The organism is Micromonospora sp. LOL_013 (assembly GCF_048060315.1).
Classification (GTDB): domain Bacteria; phylum Actinomycetota; class Actinomycetes; order Mycobacteriales; family Micromonosporaceae; genus Micromonospora_E.
This window is the reverse complement of sequence record NZ_JBHMIQ010000035.1, coordinates 1-20,805: the sequence shown is the minus strand read 5'-3', so window position 1 is coordinate 20,805 and position 20,805 is coordinate 1. Positions and strand designations below refer to the sequence as shown.

Here is a 20,805-nt window from a genome sequence, read left to right as displayed (position 1 = left end):
CGCGCCGGCCGGGCGGGCCCGGGGCGACGGGAGGCAGCGGCGATGGCGGAGCGGATCGAGGGGCACGGCGGGACGTTGGCGCTGGCCGCCGCGCAGGCGTACGGCGTACGTGAGCTGTTCACCCTCTCCGGCGGCCACATCTTTCCGCTCTACGACGCCGCGCACGCCGCCGACTTCCCGATCTACGACGTACGGCACGAGCAGACCGCCGTCTTCGCCGCCGAGGCGGTAGCGAAACTGCAGCGTCGTCCCGGGCTGGCCGCACTCACCGCCGGTCCCGGCGTCACCAACGGCATCTCCGGTCTGACCAGCGCCTTCTTCAACGCCGCGCCGGTGCTGGTGCTCGGCGGCCGGGCACCCGCGTTCCGCTGGGGGTCGGGCAGCCTGCAGGAGATCGACCACGTACCGCTGGTCGCCCCGGTCACCAAGCACGCCGCCACGGTCGCCGCGACCGACGACGTACCAGCTGCGGTCGGTGCCGCGCTGTCCGCCGCGCTCACCCCGCACCGCGGCCCGGCCTTCCTCGACCTGCCGCTGGAGGTCGTCTTCTCGACCGCCGAGGTGACCACGCCGACCGCCGACGCGGTGCCGGTGGTCGAGCCGGACCCGGACGAGGTCGCCCGCGCGGCCCGGCTGATCGCCGCCGCCGACCGTCCGGTGATCGTCGCCGGTTCCGACGTGTACGCCGGGGACGCCGTCGCCGCGTTGCGGGAAGCCGCCGAGGCGCTGCAGGTGCCGGTCTTCACCAACGGCATGGGGCGTGGATCGCTGCCGCCGGGGCACCCGCTGGCCTTCGCGAAGGCGCGGCGGGTCGCGTTCGGTCGGGCCGACGTGGTGGTCGTGGTCGGCACCCCGCTGGACTTCCGGCTCAGTTTCGGTGACTTCGGCGCCGCCCAGGTGGTGCACGTCGTCGACGCGCCGAGCCAGCGGGCGACCCACGTGCAGCCGGCCGTTTCGCCCGCCGGTGACCTGCGGCTGATCCTGTCCGCGTTCGCCGACCACAGCGGCGACCGGGCCGACCACACCGGCTGGCTGGCCGACCTGCGCGCCGCCGAGGAGCAGGCCCGGGCACGGGACGCGGCCGAGCTCGCCGCCGAGTCCGACCCGATCCGCCCGTCGCGGATCTACGGCGAGCTGCGGGCGGTGCTCGACCCGGACGCCGTCACCATCGGCGACGGCGGTGACTTCGTCTCGTACGCCGGCCGTTACCTGGAGCCGTCGGTGCCCGGCAGTTGGCTCGACCCTGGCCCGTACGGCTGCCTCGGCACCGGCATGGGCTACGCGATGGGCGCCCGACTCACCTACCCGGACCGGCAGGTCTGCCTGCTGATGGGCGACGGCGCGGCCGGCTTCTCGCTGATGGACGTCGAGTCGCTGGCCCGGCAGAAGCTGCCGGTGGTGATCGTGGTCGGCAACAACGGCATCTGGGGGTTGGAGAAGCACCCGATGCGCGCCATGTACGGCTACGACGTCGCCGCCGATCTGCAGCCAGGGCTGCGCTACGACGAGATCGTCGGGGTGCTGGGCGGCGCGGGGGAGATGGTCACCAAGGCCGGCGACATCGGTCCGGCGCTGCGCCGGGCCTTCGACGCCGGGGTGCCGTACCTGGTCAATGTGTTGACCGACCCGGACGACGCCTAACCGCGCTCGTCGAACCTGGCCTGAGCGCTGGTCGGGCCTGGCCTGACGGATCGCCGACCCGATCTGGTCGGCAAATGCTTGGCGGAATGTCGGTCCTGTCGTTCATTGTGGGTCTGCAGACAAACGACAGGAGTGAGGATGTCGCACGCGATCTGGGCCGAGGGCCTGGTCAAGCGATTCGGCGCGACGACCGCGTTGGCCGGGGTGGATCTCGCGGTCCGTACCGGCACCGTGTTCGGGCTGCTCGGGCCGAACGGGGCCGGCAAGACCACCGTGGTCCGGGTGCTCGCCACCCTGTTGCGGCCGGACGCCGGGCACGCCCGGGTGCAGGGCTTCGACGTGGTCGGCCAGGCACACCAGGTCCGCCGGTTGATCGGCCTGACCGGGCAGTACGCCTCGGTCGACGAGACGCTGACCGGCGTGGAAAACCTGATCATGATTGGTCGGTTGCTGGGGTCGTCGCGGCGTGACGCGCGCGCCCGCGCCCGGCAACTGCTGGCCGAGTTCCAGCTCACCGATGCCGCTGATCGCGCGGCGAAGACCTACTCGGGCGGTATGCGCCGCCGGCTCGATCTGGCCGCCAGCCTGGTGGGACGGCCTCAGGTGCTGTTCCTCGACGAACCGACCACCGGGCTGGACCCGCGCAGCCGCAACGAGCTGTGGGAGCTGGTCCGTGGGCTGGTCACCGGTGGTGTGACGGTGCTGCTCACCACCCAGTACCTGGAGGAGGCCGACCAGTTGGCCGACGAGTTGGCCGTGGTCGACCACGGGCGGGTGATCGCCGGCGGTACGCCGGAGGAGCTGAAGGCCAAGACCGGTGCCCAGGTCCTCGCGGTGCGCCCGACCGATCCGAAACAGTTGCCGACGGTGCTGACTACGCTGCGGGACCTGTCCGGCAACGAGCCGTCGTTGGCCCAGACCACGGTGACGGTGAGCACCGCCGATGCGGACCTGCTGCCGGCGGTGGTCCGCCGGCTCGACGAGTCCGGGGTGAAGGTCGGTGAGCTGGCGTTGCGCAGCTCCAGCCTGGATGAGGTCTTCCTGTCGCTCACCGGCCACCGGGCCGATCCGGGCTCCGGCGGTTCTGCGGCCGGTACCGGTTCTGCGGCCGGTACCGGCGAGCGGCCGACGCCGGCGACCGGGCCGGCCGGTACGGGAGCACAGCCGACCGCCGCCACCATGGAGGGAATCCGTTGACCGCCACCACCGTCACCACGCCCGAACTGCCCGGGCGGCACCAGTGGGTCAGTCCGGTGGCCGGGCTGCGGCATACCGGCACCCTGGCCTGGCGGAGCCTGGTGCAGATCAAGCACAACCCATTGGAACTGCTTGATCTCAGCGTCCAACCGCTGATGTTCCTGCTGCTGTTCACCTATGTGTTCGGCGGTGCGATCGCCGGCACGCCGGGGGACTATCTGACCTTCGCGTTGCCGGGAATCATCGTGCAGAACGCCCTTTTCGCGACGATGACCACGGGATTCGGGCTGAACACCGACCTCACCAAGGGGGTGTTCGACCGGTTGCGTTCGTTACCGATCGCCCGGTGGGCGCCGCTGGCCGGGCGAATTCTGGCCGACACCGTCAAGCAGGCCTGGTCGGTGCTGCTGCTGCTAGGTGTCGGGATGATCCTCGGCTACCGGGTCGACGGTGGTCCGGTCGGCCTGCTCGGTGCGTTCGCGCTGATTCTGGCCTTCACACTGGCCGCGTCGTGGATCTCGGTGCTGGTCGGGGTGATGGTCAGCGAGCCGGAGAAGGTGCAGATCTTCGGCTTCATGGTGATCTTTCCGCTGACCTTCACCAGTAACGCATTCGTGCCGACCGAGACCATGCCGGGCTGGCTTCAGGCCTGGGTCGAGGTCAACCCGGTGACGATCCTCGCCGACGGCCTGCGTGGCCTGCTCAGTGGCGTGCCCGCCGCCGGCCCGGTCGGCTACTCGCTGCTCTGGGCAGCCGGCATCGCGGCGGTGTTCGCGCCGCTGGCACTCGCCCGGTTCAAGCGTCGGGTCTGACCTGACCGTCCTCCGGGCGGGCCGCTCGGGTCGCCCGAGTCAGGCACCTGACTCGGGCCGGCGGTCCTCCCGGGGGTCTGCGGCGTCCCGGCGGCGCAGATCGTCCTCCCGGCGGCGCAGATCCTCCTCCCACCGTTCGAAGAGCTCGCGATCCTGCTTCGACTTCTCGGCGTCGAGCGCGCGCAGGAACTCGGGATCGTCGTCGGGGGCCGCCGGGCGGTTGCGCGGTGGCGGGGTGCCGGTCGGTCGGGGGACGCCGCCGAGCGGTGACGGGCTGCCGAAGCCGGGCCGGCGGCTGAGGAACCAGGCAGCCGGCCCGAGGAGGGGGATGACGATGATGACCGGCACCCAGAGCAGGCGCGGCAGGGCACGGACGTCACCTTTCTCCGCTGAGAGGCAGCTGATCAGCGCCACCGCCATGAGCACGACGTGGAGCATGAAGAGCAGGATGAACACGCGGGCCATCCCGCAATGATGCCCCGCCCGGCGGGCTCAGCCTAGTCACCTGAGGATCAGGATCATGCCGAGCACCGCGTAACCGGCGGTGACCAGCCCCAGCAGGGGCACCTCGGCGCTGATCTGTCCGGCTACCGGACGTCGTGGGCCGCTGGCGTGCCGGTAGGCGTAGCCGATCAGCCCGGCCCAACCGACCACCGCGAACAGCCCGAGCAGCATGGCGACTCCGCCCCGCTCGACGGCCAGCCGCATGGTCAGCGCCACCACCAGGGTGAGAGCCAGAGCCGACCGCCGCCAGGCCAGCCGGGTCCGTTCGGGCTGTAGCCCCGGATCGCGGGTCGGCGGGCCGTGCTCGTCGGCCGGCGGGTCTGGATCAGCCACTGGCCGCCTCGACCAGTACGACGATAGTCAACGCGGTGGCACCGACACCGACACAGATAGCGAGGAACGCCGGAAAGCGGGACGCCGGTAGGTCGGTGCCCAGTCGCATGGCCCGCTCGGTGCGGGCCCAGTGGTCGACCGCCCGCAGCGCGACGGCCCCGCCGAGCAGCAGCAGGGTCACCGCCAGCCCTTCCCGCAGATGGACCACGGACAGCTCAGGCAGGAACTGCGCGATGGCCAGCCCGCCGGCGACCAACGCCAGGGCGGTCCGGATCCAGGCGAGGAAGGTACGCTCGTTCGCCAGCGAGAACCGGTAGTCGGGCGCGGTGCCGATCCGGCGCAGCTCCTGGGGATCGAACCACCGGCGCAGCGCACTCCACACGTGGATCATTATCGCCGGCTAGACTTCTTGTCTGTGGCCGAGCTGACCGATGACGAGCGCAGCACGCTGAAGACCGGCGCTTTCGGCGCCGTCTACCTGGTGTCGGCTGCGGACCCGGGGCTGGTGTCGATGGTCCGGGAGAGCTTCGCCGCCTCGGACGTGTTCGCCGGGACATCGGGTCTGGTGAACGACGTGCTGACCAGCGGCGAGTTGCCCAAGTTGGCACGGGACACCCCGGAGGCGGTGGAGCAGCTGGTGCTGCCGGCGCTGCGGCAGTCGGTGGCGGTACTCACCGCGAAGGCCCCGCACGATCTGGAGCACTACCGGTCGGCGGTGACCGAGGCGGTCGACCGGGTGGCGCGGGCCGCGTCCGGGGTCGACCCGGCGGAGACGGCGATGATTTCCAAGATCAGGCAGGCGCTGGCCACTCCCTCCTGACCGATCCGTCCTCCTGGCCGATCCGTCACCTCTGCTGACCAGGGCGGCCGTTTGGTCCGGCCGGCCCGTCGGCGGGGCCGTTTGGCCCTTGGCTACTTGCGGGTAACATAGTGGGTGGGGCATTCCACAGCGATGCTCGGTTGACCGATCGTTAAGGAAAGCGGCAGGCTGCGCCGAGAGTGGTAGAGCAGCACCACCTACAGGAGGGGTGTCGAAGCGCGATGAACATCGTCGTACTCGTCAAGCAGGTGCCCGATTCCGGCGCGGAACGCGCCCTGCGCGGCGACGACAACACCGTCGACCGCGGGTCGGCCAACAACGTGATCAATGAGATGGACGAGTACGCGATCGAGGAGGCGCTGCGGCTGCGGGAGGCCAACGGCGGTGAGGTGACGATCCTCACCATGGGCCCGGACCGCGCGGCCGAGTCGATTCGCAAGGCGCTGTCGATGGGGCCGGACAAGGCGGTGCACGTCGTCGACGACGCCCTGCACGGCTCCTGCGCGGTCGCCACCTCCAAGGTTCTCGCCGCAGCGCTCGGCACCCTCGGGGCGGATCTGATCCTCTGCGGCGCCGAGTCCACCGACGGGCGGGTGCAGGTGATGCCACACATGCTCGCCGAACGGCTCGGCATCGCCGCCCTGACCGGCGCCCGCAAGCTGACCGTCGACGGCGGCACGCTCACCGTCGAACGGCAGAACGAAGAGGGCTACGAGGTGGTCAGCGCCGCAACCCCGGCGGTGGTCTCGGTGTGGGACACCATCAACGAGCCGCGCTACCCCTCGTTCAAGGGGATCATGGCGGCGAAGAAGAAGCCGGTGCAGAGCCTGTCCCTGGCCGATCTGGGTGTCGCCGCCAGCGAGGTCGGCTTCGACGGGGCGACCAGTGAGGTCGTCGAGCACCACAAGCGCCCGCCACGGTCGGCGGGGCAGAAGGTCGTCGACGACGGCGAGGCCGGCGTACAGCTGGTCGAGTTCCTGGCGTCCGAGAAGTTCGTGTGAGCGGGGAGGTTGACATGGCTGAGGTTCTCGTTGTCGTCGAGGCCACCGGTGAGTTCGGCGTCAAGAAGGTCACCCTGGAGTTGCTGACCCTGGCCCGCAAGCTGGGCGGCGAGGTGTCCGCGGTGGTGCTCGGCGGGCCCGGCGCGGCCGCCGCGATGACCGACAAGCTCGGTGAGTACGGCGCCAGCAAGGTGTACGCCGCCGAGGGCGAGGAGATCGACGGCTACCTCGTCGCTCCGAAGGTGACCGTGCTGGCCGAGCTGATCGGCCGGGTACAGCCCGGCGCGGTGCTGCTCGCCTCCTCCCAGGAGGGCAAGGAAATCGCCGGGCGGCTCGCCGTACGGCTGGACAACGGCCTGCTGACCGACGTGGTCGACCTGGCCGCCGACGGCACCGCGACCCAGATCGCGTTCGCCGGCGCCACCATCGTCACCTCCCGGGTCACCCGGGGCCTGCCGCTGGTGACGCTGCGGCCCAACTCGGTGGCGCCCGAGCCGGCCCCGGCCACCCCGCAGGTGGAGCAGCTGCAGGTGCAGGTCACCGACTCCGACAAGCTGGCCAGGGTGGTCGAGCGGGTCGCCGAGCAGTCCGGCTCCCGACCGGAGCTCACCGAGGCTTCGGTGGTCGTCTCCGGCGGGCGCGGTGTCGGCAGCGGCGACAACTTCAAACTGGTCGAGGAGCTCGCCGACCTGCTCGGTGGCGCGGTGGGCGCCTCCCGGGCCGCGGTCGACTCCGGGTTCTACCCGCACCAGTTCCAGGTGGGGCAGACCGGCAAGACCGTCTCCCCGCAGCTGTACGTGGCGCTGGGTATCTCCGGGGCGATCCAGCACCGGGCCGGCATGCAGACCGCGAAGACCATTGTGGCGGTCAACAAGGACGGCGAGGCGCCGATCTTCGAGCTCGCCGACTTCGGTGTGGTTGGTGACCTGAACAAGGTGGTCCCGCAGGCAGCCGAGGAGATCCGCAAGCGCAAGTGAGGTGACCGTCTCGCAGTGCGTCGTGGTCACCGCCGTACCGACCTGGCCGGTCGGGTCCAGCCGCCTATCCGCCGGACCCGACCCGGCGGATAGGCTTGCTGGTGATGGCTTATCTCGACCACGCTGCGACCACGCCGATGCTCGACGAGGCGGTGGAGACCTACGTCGCCATCGCCCGTCGGGTCGGTAACGCGTCGTCACTGCACGCCGCCGGACGGGCGGCCCGGCGTACAGTCGAGGAGGCACGGGAGCGGGTCGCTGCCGCCCTCGGCGCCCGGCCGTCCGAGGTGATCTTCACCGCTGGCGGTACGGAGAGCGACAACCTCGCGGTCAAGGGGATCTTCTGGGCACGTTCGGCGGCGGCTCCTGCCCGGCGGCGGATCCTGGCCAGCACCGTCGAGCACCACGCCGTGCTCGACGCCGTGCAGTGGCTCGCCGAGCACGGGCAGGCCCAGGTGACCTGGCTGCCGGTGGACGCCACCGGTCGGGTCGACGCCGCCACCGCACAGGCCGAGCTGGACGCCGTCGCCGACGAGCTGGCCCTGGTCACCGTCATGTGGGCGAACAACGAGGTCGGCACCGTGCAACCGGTCGCCGCCGTCGCGGCGATGGCCGCGCGGGCCGGCGTACCGCTGCACACCGACGCGGTACAGGCGGTCGGCCAGGTCCCGGTCGACTTCGCCGCCAGTGGCGCCGCCGCGCTGACCGTCAGCGGTCACAAGCTCGGCGGCCCGGCCGGCGTGGGTGCCCTGCTGCTCGGCCGGGACGTCGCCTGCACCCCGCTGCTGCACGGTGGTGGCCAGGAGCGCGACGTCCGCTCCGGCACGCTCGACACCGCCGGGATCGCCGCGTTCGCGGTCGCCGTCGAGGTGGCGGTGAAACGCCAGGCCGAGCACGCGGCGCGGGTCGGCGCGCTCCGCGACGACCTGGTCCGACGGGTACGCCAGGCGGTACCGGATGTGATCTACAACGGGGACCCGACCGACCGGCTTCCCGGCAACGCGCACTTTTCGTTCCCCGGCTGCGAAGGCGACGCGCTGTTGCTGCTACTCGATGCCCAGGGCATCGCCTGCTCGACCGGCTCGGCCTGTTCGGCCGGGGTGGCGCAGCCGTCGCATGTGCTGCTGGCGATGGCCGACGACGACGAGCGGGCCCGCTCGTCGCTGCGGTTCAGCCTGGGCCACGACTCCACCGGGGCCGAGGTCGACGCGCTGGTGGCGGCCCTGCCCGGTGCGGTCGAGCGGGCCCGTCGGGCCGGCGCGGTCCGCGGCACGAAGCCGGTGCCGCCCGCCGCCGGCTGACCCGGCACCGCTGCGGTACTACCCTCGAGCGTGCGGCGACGATCAGGCAGGAGATGGGTACGGTGCGAGTACTGGCGGCGATGTCCGGCGGGGTCGATTCGGCGGTGGCGGCCGCCCGGGCAGTGGCCGCCGGACACGACGTGACCGGTGTGCACCTCGCGCTGTCGCGCAATCCGCAGACGTACCGTACCGGGGCCCGTGGCTGCTGCACCGTCGAGGACGCCCGGGACGCCCGGCGGGCCGCCGACGTGATCGGCATTCCGTTCTACGTCTGGGACATGGCCGAGCAGTTCCACAGTGACGTGGTGGACGACTTCGTCGCCGAGTACGCCGCCGGGCGTACCCCGAATCCGTGCCTGCGCTGCAACGAGAAGATCAAGTTCGCGGCGGTGCTGGACCGGGCGGTGGCGTTGGGGTTCGACGCGGTGGTCACCGGCCATCACGCCCGGCTCGGCCCCGACGGTCTGCTGCGGCGCAGCGTCGACCTGGCCAAGGACCAGTCGTACGTGCTCGCCGTGCTCAACCGGGCCCAGCTGGACCGGGCGATGTTCCCGCTCGGCGACTCGACCAAGGCGCAGGTCCGGGCCGAGGCGGCGCGGCGCGGGCTGGCGGTGGCCGACAAGCCCGACTCACACGACATCTGCTTCATCGCCGACGGCGACACCCGCGGCTTCCTCGCCGACCGGCTCGGCAACGTCCCGGGCGACGTGGTCGACGCGACGACCGGCGCGGTCGTCGGCCGCCACGACGGGGCGTACGCGTTCACCGTCGGCCAGCGGCGTGGCCTGGGCATCGGGGTGCCCGCGCCGGACGGTCGACCCCGCTACGTGCTGTCGATCACCCCGACGAGCAATACGGTGACCGTCGGCCCGGCCGAGGCGCTGGACGTCGACACGGTGACCGGTGTCCGCCCGGTGTGGATCGGCGGGGACCAGCCGACCGGCCCGGTCGAGGCGATGCTCCAGGTGCGCGCGCACGGCTCGACCACCCCGGCGGTGGTCGAGCTGACCGACGCCGGCATGTACGCCCAGCTGCACCGGCCGGTCCGGGGGGTGGCCGCCGGCCAGGCGATGGTCGCCTACCGACCCGAACCGGCCGGCGACGTGGTGCTCGGCTCGGCGACCATCGCCGGCTGACCGGTAGAGTCGGCGGACGTGACCGACGCGAGTGACCTGCCGTGACCCACGCGAGTGACCTGCCGGGACCGGAGCCGGCCGCAGCGGCGGCGGCGGACACACCGTGGCCCTGGCCGCCGGGTGCCGCCAGTGGGATCGGATCGCTGCCCGGCACCGACGTCGCCGAAGCGCAACGGATCGTCCTCGGTGAACTGCCGGGCCTGCCGCACCTGCCCGAGCTACCGGCCCGTGGGCCGGGCGCGGAGATGATCGGGCGCGGTGCCACCTTCCTGGTGGACCTGCCGGTCGAGCTGTACGCCGGTCGCTGGCGGGTCGCCGCCCGACCCGGCCGGGACCTGCGCCGCGCACTCGACCTGCGGGAACGGGACCTCGACCAGTTGACCGAGCAGGCCGACGGCTACACCGGGCCGGTCAAACTGCAGGCCGCCGGGGTGTGGACGTTGGCCGCCGCTCTCGAAGTCGGCCTCGGCGGGCGGCTGGTCCGCGACCACGGTGCCGTACGTGACCTCGCCGCCTCGCTCACCGAGGGCCTGCGGGAGCACGTCGCGGAGGTGTCCCGCCGGGTGCCGGCTGCACGGCTGCTGCTCCAACTCGACGAACCCTCGCTGCCCGCCGTGCTGGCCGGGACGCTGCGCACCGACAGCGGTCTGCGCACCTACCGGGCGGTCGCCGCCGGCACCGTCCGGGACCTGCTCGCCGAGGTGATCTCCGGCGTCGGTGTGCCGGTGGTGGTGCACTGCTGCGCCCCCGGTGTACCGGTGGGTCTGCTGCAGGCAGCCGGAGCCGTCGCGATCGCCGCCGACCTGGAGCTGCTCACCGACCTGGACTCGGTCGGTGCGGCGATCGACACCGGGATGGGGCTGTTCGCCGGGGTGGTGCCGGCGACCGGGGAAGCGTCCGGCGCGGCGGCACCGACCTCGGCGCGGGCGGCGGGACAGGTCCGTACCCTCTGGTCGAAGCTGGGGTTCCCGGCGGAGCAGGCCGCCGCCCAGGTGGTGGTGACCCCGGCGTGCGGGCTGGCCGGGGCGACCGTGCCGTACGCCCGGGCCGCGCTCGCCGCCTGCCGCGACGCCGGCCGGCGGCTGTCCGAGGGCTGACCCGGCAGGCGGCCGGCGGTGGAGTGCGGTGGGGTCTCGGCCGTGGAACACTCCCGCCCGGGGTGTGCCTACGGTTACCGTTGGTGGCGATGAGCTACCACGGTGACAGCGACGGTGACCCGGCCGCCGGTCAGCGCGGCTGGTGGCGGATGTACCGCGGACTGATCATCGCCGTGCTGGTGGTGGTCTTCGTGCTGTGCTTCCTGTGGTGCGCCGGGGTGGCCGTGTTCAACCTCGTCCAGGGCGAGTGACCGGGCCGGTTCGCGAGTGACCGCGGTCGGGCCGCCACACGGGTGACCGCGGTCGGACCGCCGGCCGGTATCCGCGAATGTCGGTGCCGACCGATACGGTGCGCAGGTAGATCCGAACACGGAGGTCAGCCGGTGTCCGAGGAAGTCGTTCCGCAGCAGGTCAGCGCCGCCGGGCAGGCGCAGGCCGGTGAGGAGCCCGACGCGGCCGCCCGGGAGCGGCACGCCACGCTCGCCGAGGAGATCGATCGCCACCAGTTCCGCTACCACGTCCTCGACGCGCCGGAGATTTCTGACGGGCAGTACGACCTGCTGATCCGGGAGCTGAACCAGCTGGAGGAGCGGCACCCGTCGCTGCGTACGCCGGATTCGCCCAGCCAGCGGGTGGGCTACGCATACGCCACCCAGTTCGCCCCGGTGAACCACGCCGAGCGGATGATGAGCCTGGACAACGCCTTCGACGACGATGAGCTCACGGCCTGGGCCGACCGGGTCGAGCGCGACGCCGGTGGCCCGGTCAACTACCTGTGCGAGCTGAAGGTCGACGGCCTCGCGGTCAACCTCACCTACGAGCGGGGCGTGCTGACCCGGGCGGCGACCCGGGGCGACGGTCGGGTTGGCGAGGACATCACCCCGAACGTGCGGACCATCCGGCAGATCCCGGAGCGGTTGGCTGGTGAGGCACCCGAGCTGCTGGAGGTGCGTGGCGAGATCTACTTCCCGGTGGCCGCGTTCGACGAGCTCAACGCCAGCCTGGTCGCCCAGGAGAAGGCGCCGTTCGCGAACCCGCGTAACGCCGCCGCCGGCTCGCTGCGGCAGAAGGATCCCCGAATCACCGCTGGACGCGGGCTGCGCATGGTGGTGCACGGCCTGGGGGCGCGCAAAGGCTTCGAGCCGGTACGCCAGTCCGACGCGTACCGGCAGCTGGCCGACTGGGGGCTGCCGATCAGCCAACGCTGGCAGGTGGTCGGCGACCGCGACGGGGTGCGTGACTTCATCGCCCACTTCGCCTCGCACCGCCATGAGGTGGAGCACGAGATCGACGGCGTGGTGGTCAAGATCGACGAGGTGTCGGTCCAGCGCCGTCTCGGCTCCACCAGTCGCGCTCCGCGTTGGGCGATCGCCTACAAGTACCCGCCGGAGGAGGTCAACACCCGGCTGCTCGACGTCAAGGTCAACGTCGGACGGACCGGGCGGGTCACCCCGTACGCGGTGCTCGACCCGGTCAAGGTGGCCGGTTCGACGGTCGGCTTCGCCACCCTGCACAACGCCGGAGAGGTGGCCCGCAAAGGGGTACTGATCGGCGACATGGTGGTCCTGCGGAAAGCGGGCGACGTCATTCCCGAAGTGGTCAGCCCGGTCGTCGATCTGCGGACCGGCGCCGAGCGCGAGTTCGTGATGCCGACCGAGTGCCCGGAGTGTGGCACCGAGCTGCGCTACGAAAAAGAAGGTGACGCCGATATCCGGTGTCCGAATCTTGACTGCCCGGCGCAGTTGACCCGCAAGCTGGAGTACATCGCCGGTCGCAGTGTTCTCGACATCGAGGCGCTGGGGGAGCGGTCGGCGATCGCCCTGGTCGATTCCGGTGCCGTGCAGAGCATCGGCGACCTATTCGATCTTGATGCGGACCGCTTGTCCGGAGTCGAGTTCTTCTGCAACCAGAGCGGGGAGCTGACCGAGAACGCGAAGAAGCTGCTGGCCAACCTTGCCGAGGCCAAACAACGGCCGCTGTGGCGGATCATCGTCGCGTTCTCCATCCGGCACGTCGGCCCGGTCGCCGCCCAGGCGCTGGCCCGCGAGTTCCGTTCGATCGACGCGATCGCCGCCGCTAGCCAGGAGCAACTGGTCGACGTCGACGGGGTCGGCCCGGTGATCGCCGCAGCCGCCGCCGACTGGTTCGCCGCCCCACACGCTCAGGAGGTGGTCCAGCGCTGGCGTGTGGCGGGCGTGCGGATGGTCGAGGAAGCCGGTGACGACCAGGCGCCGCGTCCGTTGGTCGGCGTCACCGTCGTGATCACCGGTTCGCTCGCCGGGTACTCCCGTGACGAGGCGGCCGAGGCGGTGCAGTCCCGAGGCGGTAAAGTCAGCGGCTCGGTGTCGAAGAAGACCGGGTTCGTGGTGGTCGGCGACAGCCCGGGATCGAAGTACGACAAGGCCGTATCACTGCGTGTCCCGGTGCTCGACGAGGCAGGCTTCGGGGTTCTCCTCGAGGAAGGGACGGACGCGGCCCGAGCGGTCGCCGTCAACGAACCGGACCAGCCGGCCGAGTCCGCCCAGCCTGCCGATCCGGCCGGTACGGCCGAGCCCGCCGCCGCCAGCTAGCGGCGCTCCGGCGCCGGCCGGCCCGGACCATCGCCGGAGCTCCGACAATTGGCGGATGCCATTTCTCGACGGCCGGGAATCCCGCGGCGGGCATTCGCCGACCGCGTCTCAAATCAGTCACGACCGCGCTTCACCCCTGACCCGCCGGCCGTCCATCCTTAAGGTGTAGGACGTCGGTGGGACGCCCGGCTCGTGCTGAGTCGGCGAAGCGGGCCACGGGAGCGCGACGGGAGGGCAGATGGAGGCCGCGGCACTGCGGAACTCCGTTCCTCCGGAACGCGCGCCTGGTTTCTTCGGCTTCGTTGGCGGCGTGACCGCTGCGGCGCTCGCCGTCTGCGCCGTACCGTTGCTGAACCTGCCCGCCCAGATTTCCGACCTGCCGGCGGCATTCTGGCTGATGGCCCTGCTCGCGGTGGTCGGCGACGCCCGACCGTTCACCCCACCGGGTCGGCGGCGCCGATCCGAGGTCTTCCCGTCGGTCTGTTTCACCTTCGCCATCCTGCTCGCCTGGGGCCTCGGCCCGGCGGTCGCGGTGCAGGCCGTCGCGGTTGCGGTCTTCGCCTGGCGGGCCCGGCACGTGCCGTGGCGGGCCCTGTTCAACAGCTCGCAGTACGCGCTGGCGCTCGCCGCCGCAGCGGCGGTGGCCGGACTGGCCGGGCCGGGCACCTTCGCCGGCGCCGCGGAGCTGGCCTGGAGCGACGTCGCGGTGGCGGTCGGCGCGGCGGCCGCTTGGTCGGCGGTCAACTACAGCACGGTCACCCTGGCGATCCGGCTGCGCTTCGGCGGCCGGTGGTGGCGGTCGGCCCGCCGTGGCATCGGCTTCGAGCTGTCCTCCACGGGGTCGCTGCTGCTGCTCGGGCCGGTGCTGGTGGTCGCCGCGCAGGTCGACCCGGCGCTGATCCCGCTGGTGCTGGTGCCGCTGTACGCGGTCTACCGGATGGCTGCGTTGGCCAGCGAGCAGGAACGGTCGGCCCGGCTGGACCCGTTGACCGGGCTGGCCAACCGCAAGGCACTGATCGGCGAGATCGCCGACCAGGTGCCGGCACACGCCAACGCGCTCCGCCGCGGTGCGCCGGATGCCCGGATGGCGCTGCTGCTGCTCGACCTGGACCGGTTCAAGCGGGTCAACGACGCGCTGGGGCACCTGGTCGGCGACCGGCTGCTGGTCGAGGTGGGGTTGCGGCTGGCCATGGTGGTCCGACCGCAGGACCTGGTGGTCCGGCTCGGCGGTGACGAGTTCGCCATTCTGGCCACCCGACTCACCGGGGCGGACGAGGCCCGGGACATCGCCGAACAAGTGGTGACCGCGCTCGCTGAGCCGGTCGCCCTGGACGGGCTGCCGCTGGACGTCGGCGGATCGGTGGGCATCGCCCTCTACCCCGAGCACGGTGGGGACTTCGCCACCCTGCTGCAGCACGCCGACGTCGCCATGTACGACGCCAAGGACACCGGTGACGGCACCGCCGTCTACACGGCCGAGTCGGACCACAACACGCCGGAACGGCTCAGTCTCCTCGCCGACCTGCGTCGGGTGCTCGACGTCAACGGCGCGCACGCGGCCGACCCCGGTCGGGAGGTCGACGACGTCGGCGAGATCACCATGTACTACCAGCCGCAGGTGGAGATTGCGACCGGCGAGGTGGTCGGGGTGGAGGCGCTGCTGCGCTGGCGGCATCCGCGCCGGGGCATGGTCGACCCGGAAGAGCTGATCAAGGTTGCCGAGCAGAGCGCCGTGATGCGCCTGCTCACCCGTCGGGTCGTCGATGACGTCGTCGAGCAGATCGCCAAGTGGGCCGCCGCCGGGATCACCATGCGGGCAGCCGTCAACGTCAGCGTCCGCGACCTGCACACCGGCGAGATCGCCGATCAGATCTCCGACCGGCTCGCCCGCTACAACCTGTCACCCGAGCAACTTCAGCTGGAAATCACCGAGGGGGCGTTGATGGCCGACCCCCGGCGGGTGCTGGCCACCATCTCCCGGCTGGACGCCATCGGGGTGGCGATCGCCCTGGACGACTTCGGCACCGGCTACTCGTCCATGCAGCACCTGCGCCGGCTCCCGCTGTCCGAAGTCAAGATCGACCGTTCGTTCGTCCTCGGCATGGCCGCCGACACCGACGACGCGGCCATCGTCCGTTCGGTGATCGAGCTGGCCCGGGCGCTCGGGCTGCGGGTGGTCGCCGAAGGCGTCGAGGACGACGCCTCCTGGCGGCGGTTGCACGCGCTCGGCTGCCACGTCGCCCAGGGCTGGTTCTACGCCCGGCCGATGCCCGCCGACGAACTGGTCAGCTGGCTGGCCCGGTACCGTCCACTGGTCCCCGGCCCACGTGGCGTTCCGCCCGGCCTGCTGGATGACTCGGCAGACCCGCCGTCAGACCGGCGGCCAGACCCGCCCGGCCCGCCCGATGACTCGGCCGGCCCACCGGAGAAATAGACTCGTCGGGTCCGGCCCGCTGAGCCACGCTGAGCGAGAATCCCGGGCCAACCGTTCGATCACCGTACGAAGGGGGCGCAGATGGCCGCCATCTCCCGCGAGGAGGTCGCGCACCTGGCGCGACTGTCGCGGCTGGCCGTGACCGAGGACGAACTGGCGACGTTCGCCGGCCAGCTCGACGTCATCCTGCAGTCCGTCGCCCGGATCGGCGAGGTCGCCGCCGACGACATCCCGCCCACCTCGCACTCGGTGCCGCTGACCAACGTGTTGCGCGACGACGTCGTCGTCCCCGGTCTGGACCGCGACGCCGCGCTCGCCGCCGCCCCGGACGCCGAGGACGGCCGGTTCCGGGTGCCGCGCATCCTGGACGAGGAGGTCTGAACCATGTCCGAACTCACCGGGATGACCGCCGCGCAGCTGGCCGGGCTGATCGCCGGCGGCGACACCAGCGCCGTCGAGGTGACCCGCGCCCACCTGGACCGGATCGCCGGCGTCGACGAGCGGGTGCACGCGTACCTGCACGTCGACGCCGACGGTGCGCTCGCCGCCGCGCAGGCCGTCGACACCGCCCGCGCCGCCGGGCAGCCGCTCGGCCCGCTGGCCGGGGTACCGATCGCGGTCAAGGACGTCGTCACCACCAAGGGCGTACCGACCACCGCCGGGTCAAAGATCCTCGACGGCTGGCGGCCACCGTACGATGCGACGATCGTCGCCCGGCTGCGCGCTGCCGGCATGCCGATCCTCGGTAAGACCAACATGGACGAGTTTGCGATGGGCTCGTCGACCGAGTACTCGGCGTACGGGCCGACGTACAACCCGTGGGACCTGACCCGAATCCCCGGCGGATCCGGCGGCGGCAGCGCGGCCGCGGTCGCCGGTTGCGAAGCTCCACTGGCGATCGGCACCGACACCGGCGGCTCGATCCGCCAGCCGGGCGCGGTCACCGGCACCGTCGGCGTCAAGCCGACCTACGGCGGCACCTCCCGGTACGGGCTGATCGCCTTCTCCTCCTCGCTGGACACCCCCGGACCGTGCGCCCGGACGGTGCTCGACGCGGCGCTGCTGCACGAGGCGATCGCCGGCCACGACCCGCGCGACTCCACCTCGATCCCGGCCGCCGTGCCGCCGGTGGTCGAAGCGGCCCGCGCCGGAGCCGCCGGTGATCTGACCGGGGTCCGGCTCGGCCTGGTCACCCAGTTCGCCTCCGGCGAAGGCGCCGAGCCGGGCGTACTGGCCGCCTTCCGTGACGCCGTCGACGCGCTGACCAAGCTCGGGGCCGAGGTCGTCGAGGTCTCCTGCCCGCACTTCGACTACGCGCTGCCGGCGTACTACCTGATCGCGCCGAGTGAATGCTCGTCCAACCTGGCCCGCTACGACGGCGTCCGGTACGGGCTGCGCAGCGGCGACGACGGCAACCGGTCCCTGGAAGAGGTCATGTCGCTGACCCGCGACCAGGGCTTCGGTCAGGAGGTAAAGCGGCGCATCATGCTCGGCACGTACGCGCTGTCCAGCGGCTACTACGACGCCTACTACGGGCAGGCGCAGAAGGTCCGTACCCTGATCACCCGCGACTTCACCGCCGCGTTCGAGCAGGTCGACGTGCTGATCTCGCCGACCACGCCGTTCGTGGCGTTCCCGCTCGGGGCGCGCACCGCCGACCCGTACCAGATGTATCTGGCCGACCTGTTCACCATCCCGACCAACCTGTACGGCGGCCCGGCCATCTCGGTGCCGTGCGGGCTGGCCGACGGGCTGCCGGTCGGGTTGCAGGTGATGGCACCCACGATGGCCGACGACCGGATGTACCGGGTCGCGGCGGCCCTGGAGTCGGCGGTCGGCACCCTCACCCCGCCGGAGCTCTGAGCGGCGACGTGCTGACCTGCGATCGAGAGTTGGAGCTGTGAGATGAGCACGACCGCGTTGCCCACGTACGAGGATGTCGTCGCCCGCTACGAGCCGGTGATCGGCCTGGAGACGCACGTCGAGCTGGGCACCAACACCAAGATGTTCTGCGGCTGCCCGACCGGGTTCGGCGCCGAGCCGAACACCCAGGTCTGCCCGGTCTGCCTCGGGCTGCCCGGCTCGCTGCCGGTAGCGAACAAGGCGGCGATCGAGGCGACGATCCGCATCGGGCTGGCACTCAACTGCTCGATCGCCGACTGGTGCCGGTTCGCCCGGAAGAACTACTTCTACCCGGACATGCCGAAGAACTACCAGATCAGCCAGTACGACGAGCCGCTGTGCGTGGACGGCTGGCTCGACGTCGAGGTCGACGGCGAGATGGTGCGGATCGGCATCGAGCGGGTGCACCTGGAGGAGGACACCGGCAAGACGCTGCACGTCGGCGGCGCGACCGGGCGCATTCACGGTGCGACCGAGTCGCTGGTCGACTACAACCGGGCCGGCATCCCGCTGGTGGAGATCGTCACCAAGCCGATCCCCGGCACGGGGGACCGGGCACCGCAGGTGGCCCGCGCGTACGTCACCGAGCTGCGGGACGTGATCCGTTCGCTGGGCGTGTCCGACGTACGGATGGAGCAGGGCTCGCTGCGCTGCGACGTCAACACCTCGCTGACCCCGGTCGGGCAGACCGAGTGGGGCACCCGCACCGAGACCAAGAACGTCAACTCGCTGCGGTCGGTGGAGCGGGCGGTACGCGCGGAGATGCTGCGCCAGGCGTCGGTGCTCGACGCCGGTGGCCGGATCGTGCAGGAGACCCGGCACTTCCACGAGGACAGCGGCGACACCACGTCGGGCCGGTCCAAGGAGACCGCCACCGACTACCGCTACTTCCCGGAGCCTGACCTGGTGCCGCTCGCCCCGGACGCCGCCTGGGTGGCCGAGCTGAAGGCGGCCCTGCCGGAGCTGCCCCGGGTGCACCGCAAGCGGCTGCAGGAGCAGTGGGGGCTGACCGACCACGACATGCAGTCGGTGGTCAACGCCGGCGCGGTCGAGCTGATCGAGCAGACCGTGGCGGCCGGCACCACCCCGGCCGGTGCCCGCAAGTGGTGGCTGGGTGAGCTGGCCCGCCGGGCCAACGAGTCCGGTGTGGAGCTGACCGCGCTGGGGGTCACCCCGGCGCACGTGGCCGAGCTGCAGGGGCTGGTCGACGCCGGCAAGCTCAACGACAAGCTGGCCCGTACCGTCCTGGAGGCGGTGGCCGCCGGGGAGGGCACGCCGACCGAGGTGATGACCGCGCGCGGCCTGGAGGTGGTCTCCGACACCGGTGCGTTGACCGTCGCCGTCGACGAGGCGATCGCCGCCAACCCGGACATCGCGGCGAAGGTCCGCGACGGCAAGGTGGCGGCGGCCGGGGCGCTGGTCGGCGCGGTGATGAAGACGACCCGGGGCCAGGCTGACGCGCGTACCGTCCGGGAGCTGATCCTGTCCCGCCTCGGCGCACAGGGCTGAGGCGGGCGCGCGGCCAACCACAGCGGACGAGCCGCGTCGGGCACTGCCCGACGCGGCTCGCGTCATTTACCGCTGGTGGTGGCTGACGAATGTCTGCCAGGCTGCGGGGGAGAAGGTGAGGGTGCCGCCGGTGCGGTTCTTGCTGTCGCGGACCAGGACCCGGCCGGGCAGGTTGTCGGCGACTTCGACGCAGTTGCCGCCGGTGCCGTTGCTGCGGCTGCTGGTCCGCCAGGCCGGTCGAGGATCGGTCGTCATGCCCATCTGTCGGCTGCCTCCTGCATCAACGCCACGGACTGCTCGCTGGGCAGAGCGTACTCCCGCAGCGACTCCCAGGCATGCTCCAGTCTGGTCAGATCGGCCTCCAACTCGATGGTCTGGCCCTCCAACGGCCCGTCGACGAAGCCGGCCGCCCGGCCGTCCAGGCTGGCCAGAGTGAACGGGCCGTTCAGCCCCGGGTCAGCACCGCCTCGTCGATCACCCCGACGAAGCGGCACGGCCGCTCGGCCCGGTGCAGGATCTCCTGCCGGCCGAGCCGGTCGCCGACGGTGGTGTCGACGTCGTCGATCGCCACCCCGGCATGGGTGAGGATGACGCGGGCGTACGCCTCGGTCTGCAGCAGGCCGGGCACCAGCAGCGGCTCGTAGCAGCGCAGCATGATCGCCTCCCGTTCGTGCTCCAGCCACGGGCGCAGCCAGACCGGGGCCCGCTCGGTGCGCAGCAGCAGCTCCCAGAGGGTCGAGTAGTCGCAGTTGAAGACCCGGTCGATGGTGGCCAGGTAGTCGAGCCGGATCGGCCGGGCACCGCGCTCGACCGCGCTGACGTGCTGGGCCGACCAGTGCAGGGCGGCGCCCCACTGCTCCTGGGTGAGCCCGGCCAACTCGCGGCGGCGGCGGAGCTCCGCTATCAGATATGCGCTCGCTGCTCCAGACATTCGTTTCCTCCAGCTCTCTACAGAATCGCTTTGCGGTGGGCAGGGGTTGCCCCGTGACGGATGTTGTTGCTACGAGGACAAAGCCCACCTTCCATAGGGGAGGCGAGGAAGTCCAGGGTGGAGGAGTGGGAAATTCGAGAAGGCGTCCATTGTCGTCCCGGTGGGGGACGCGTGGTGCAAGAATGGATGACAAAGATCAATTGCGCCGGCACGGCGTACTCGGCTGGATGTCGGTGCCGACCGGCAGCGCCGTGCCCGGCTACGTCAACCACCCGGTGATCGCCCGCGCCCGCCACCTGGCCGCGATGCACCTGCCCGACCCGGTGACCGGGTGTCCGCGCTGCGGCACGATCACCTGTCCGGGGCTGCGGCTCGCGGTGGCCTACCTGGACCGATACGACCGAGATGCCGCCCGGACCATCCGCCGGCTGCTCGCCTCGGTCGGCATCTGGCTCACTGCCGACCCGGCGACCGGGGCAGGTGGCGATGACTGAGTCGACAAGATCGCCGCTGGTGCAGCCGTGGGACGTCATCGAAATCGGCGCGAGCGACTATTTGAATGGTGACGGACCCCTGCGACCAGGGCTATTGCAAAGTCGGGTGACCCCTGGTCACGGCAGGGTTTCCCGTGGTTACGGCG

The 20,805-nt window shown here is 71.6% G+C and carries 20 protein-coding genes and 1 pseudogene; 16 read left to right on the top strand and 5 right to left on the bottom strand.

Annotated features, from left to right (window positions below; genetic code table 11):
- The first annotated feature begins 42 nt into the window (after positions 1 to 42).
- The 3 genes from ACFHWS_RS21725 to ACFHWS_RS21715 all read left to right on the top strand — a co-directional run bounded on the left by ACFHWS_RS21725 (position 43) and on the right by ACFHWS_RS21715 (position 3,650).
- Positions 43 to 1,641 carry an acetolactate synthase gene (locus ACFHWS_RS21725; protein WP_416568914.1) on the top strand — a complete coding sequence of 533 codons (1,599 nt, stop codon included), beginning with the start codon at positions 43 to 45 and terminating at the stop codon, positions 1,639 to 1,641.
- A 138-nt stretch (positions 1,642 to 1,779) separates the two neighbouring features.
- Positions 1,780 to 2,838, top strand: coding sequence for an ATP-binding cassette domain-containing protein (locus ACFHWS_RS21720; RefSeq protein ID WP_416553631.1), 1,059 nt, complete (start codon positions 1,780 to 1,782; stop codon positions 2,836 to 2,838).
- Complete coding sequence (locus tag ACFHWS_RS21715) at positions 2,835 to 3,650, top strand: ABC transporter permease (protein WP_416553633.1); 816 nt, start codon at positions 2,835 to 2,837, stop codon at positions 3,648 to 3,650. The genes ACFHWS_RS21720 and ACFHWS_RS21715 overlap by 4 nt, the downstream gene beginning before the upstream one ends.
- Positions 3,651 to 3,689: 39 nt before the next feature.
- On the opposite strand, the gene ACFHWS_RS21710 is transcribed toward ACFHWS_RS21715, so the two are convergent.
- Genes ACFHWS_RS21710 through ACFHWS_RS21700 form a run of 3 tightly spaced genes read right to left on the bottom strand, consistent with a single transcriptional unit; the run spans position 3,690 to position 4,869 of the window.
- A complete protein-coding gene (locus ACFHWS_RS21710; RefSeq protein WP_123600376.1) occupies positions 3,690 to 4,115 on the bottom strand; it encodes a PLD nuclease N-terminal domain-containing protein in 426 nt (141 codons plus the stop codon).
- Between the two features lie 36 nt (positions 4,116 to 4,151).
- The gene (locus ACFHWS_RS21705; RefSeq protein ID WP_416553637.1) at positions 4,152 to 4,487 is read right to left on the bottom strand and encodes a DUF202 domain-containing protein; all 336 of its coding nucleotides are present in this window, start codon (positions 4,485 to 4,487) and stop codon (positions 4,152 to 4,154) included.
- Entirely contained in the window at positions 4,480 to 4,869 is a 390-nt protein-coding gene (locus ACFHWS_RS21700; protein ID WP_416553639.1) for a YidH family protein, read from the bottom strand. Before ACFHWS_RS21700 ends, ACFHWS_RS21705 begins: the two co-directional genes overlap by 8 nt.
- Before the next feature lie 33 nt (positions 4,870 to 4,902).
- Between ACFHWS_RS21700 and ACFHWS_RS21695 the strand changes: the two genes are divergently transcribed.
- The 12 genes from ACFHWS_RS21695 to gatB all read left to right on the top strand — a co-directional run bounded on the left by ACFHWS_RS21695 (position 4,903) and on the right by gatB (position 19,234).
- Positions 4,903 to 5,307 carry a hypothetical protein gene (locus ACFHWS_RS21695; RefSeq protein ID WP_278167647.1) on the top strand — a complete coding sequence of 135 codons (405 nt, stop codon included), beginning with the start codon at positions 4,903 to 4,905 and terminating at the stop codon, positions 5,305 to 5,307.
- 221 nt (positions 5,308 to 5,528) lie between these two features.
- Positions 5,529 to 6,308 carry an electron transfer flavoprotein subunit beta/FixA family protein gene (locus ACFHWS_RS21690; RefSeq protein ID WP_416553641.1) on the top strand — a complete coding sequence of 260 codons (780 nt, stop codon included), beginning with the start codon at positions 5,529 to 5,531 and terminating at the stop codon, positions 6,306 to 6,308.
- Between the two features lie 14 nt (positions 6,309 to 6,322).
- Complete coding sequence (locus ACFHWS_RS21685) at positions 6,323 to 7,285, top strand: electron transfer flavoprotein subunit alpha/FixB family protein (RefSeq protein ID WP_416553643.1); 963 nt, start codon at positions 6,323 to 6,325, stop codon at positions 7,283 to 7,285.
- 104 nt (positions 7,286 to 7,389) lie between these two features.
- Positions 7,390 to 8,586, top strand: a complete 1,197-nt coding sequence (locus ACFHWS_RS21680; RefSeq protein ID WP_416568913.1) for a cysteine desulfurase family protein — start codon at positions 7,390 to 7,392, stop codon at positions 8,584 to 8,586.
- Positions 8,587 to 8,648: 62 nt separating this feature from the next.
- Entirely contained in the window at positions 8,649 to 9,722 is a 1,074-nt protein-coding gene (gene mnmA / locus ACFHWS_RS21675) for a tRNA 2-thiouridine(34) synthase MnmA (protein ID WP_416568912.1), read from the top strand.
- 59 nt (positions 9,723 to 9,781) lie between these two features.
- Entirely contained in the window at positions 9,782 to 10,819 is a 1,038-nt protein-coding gene (locus ACFHWS_RS21670) for a methionine synthase (protein WP_416568927.1), read from the top strand.
- Between the two features lie 89 nt (positions 10,820 to 10,908).
- Positions 10,909 to 11,070, top strand: a complete 162-nt coding sequence (locus ACFHWS_RS21665) for a hypothetical protein (RefSeq protein WP_416553649.1) — start codon at positions 10,909 to 10,911, stop codon at positions 11,068 to 11,070.
- A 132-nt stretch (positions 11,071 to 11,202) separates the two neighbouring features.
- Positions 11,203 to 13,389: an NAD-dependent DNA ligase LigA gene (gene ligA / locus ACFHWS_RS21660; RefSeq protein WP_416568911.1), complete on the top strand. Its 2,187-nt coding sequence runs from the start codon at positions 11,203 to 11,205 to the stop codon at positions 13,387 to 13,389.
- 238 nt (positions 13,390 to 13,627) lie between these two features.
- On the top strand, positions 13,628 to 15,823 hold the full coding sequence (locus ACFHWS_RS21655; protein ID WP_416553653.1) for a putative bifunctional diguanylate cyclase/phosphodiesterase: 2,196 nt from the start codon (positions 13,628 to 13,630) through the stop codon (positions 15,821 to 15,823).
- A gap of 81 nt (positions 15,824 to 15,904) precedes the next feature.
- On the top strand, positions 15,905 to 16,204 hold the full coding sequence (gatC, locus tag ACFHWS_RS21650) for an Asp-tRNA(Asn)/Glu-tRNA(Gln) amidotransferase subunit GatC (RefSeq protein WP_123600383.1): 300 nt from the start codon (positions 15,905 to 15,907) through the stop codon (positions 16,202 to 16,204).
- 3 nt (positions 16,205 to 16,207) lie between these two features.
- Positions 16,208 to 17,686, top strand: coding sequence for an Asp-tRNA(Asn)/Glu-tRNA(Gln) amidotransferase subunit GatA (gene gatA / locus ACFHWS_RS21645; protein ID WP_416553655.1), 1,479 nt, complete (start codon positions 16,208 to 16,210; stop codon positions 17,684 to 17,686).
- Between the two features lie 42 nt (positions 17,687 to 17,728).
- Positions 17,729 to 19,234 (top strand): Asp-tRNA(Asn)/Glu-tRNA(Gln) amidotransferase subunit GatB, encoded by a 1,506-nt coding sequence (gatB, locus tag ACFHWS_RS21640; RefSeq protein WP_416553657.1) that lies wholly within the window; start codon positions 17,729 to 17,731, stop codon positions 19,232 to 19,234.
- 66 nt (positions 19,235 to 19,300) lie between these two features.
- Here gatB and ACFHWS_RS21635 read toward each other — a convergent pair whose 3' ends face one another.
- Together ACFHWS_RS21635 and ACFHWS_RS21630 are read right to left on the bottom strand one after the other, a co-directional pair.
- Complete coding sequence (locus tag ACFHWS_RS21635) at positions 19,301 to 19,495, bottom strand: DUF397 domain-containing protein (protein WP_416553659.1); 195 nt, start codon at positions 19,493 to 19,495, stop codon at positions 19,301 to 19,303.
- Positions 19,486 to 20,165 (bottom strand): annotated as a pseudogene (locus ACFHWS_RS21630) (Scr1 family TA system antitoxin-like transcriptional regulator). Before ACFHWS_RS21630 ends, ACFHWS_RS21635 begins: the two are co-directional and overlap by 10 nt.
- A gap of 182 nt (positions 20,166 to 20,347) precedes the next feature.
- Between ACFHWS_RS21630 and ACFHWS_RS21625 the strand changes: the two are divergent.
- Complete coding sequence (locus ACFHWS_RS21625; protein ID WP_416568910.1) at positions 20,348 to 20,659, top strand: hypothetical protein; 312 nt, start codon at positions 20,348 to 20,350, stop codon at positions 20,657 to 20,659.
- Positions 20,660 to 20,805 lie beyond the last annotated feature (146 nt).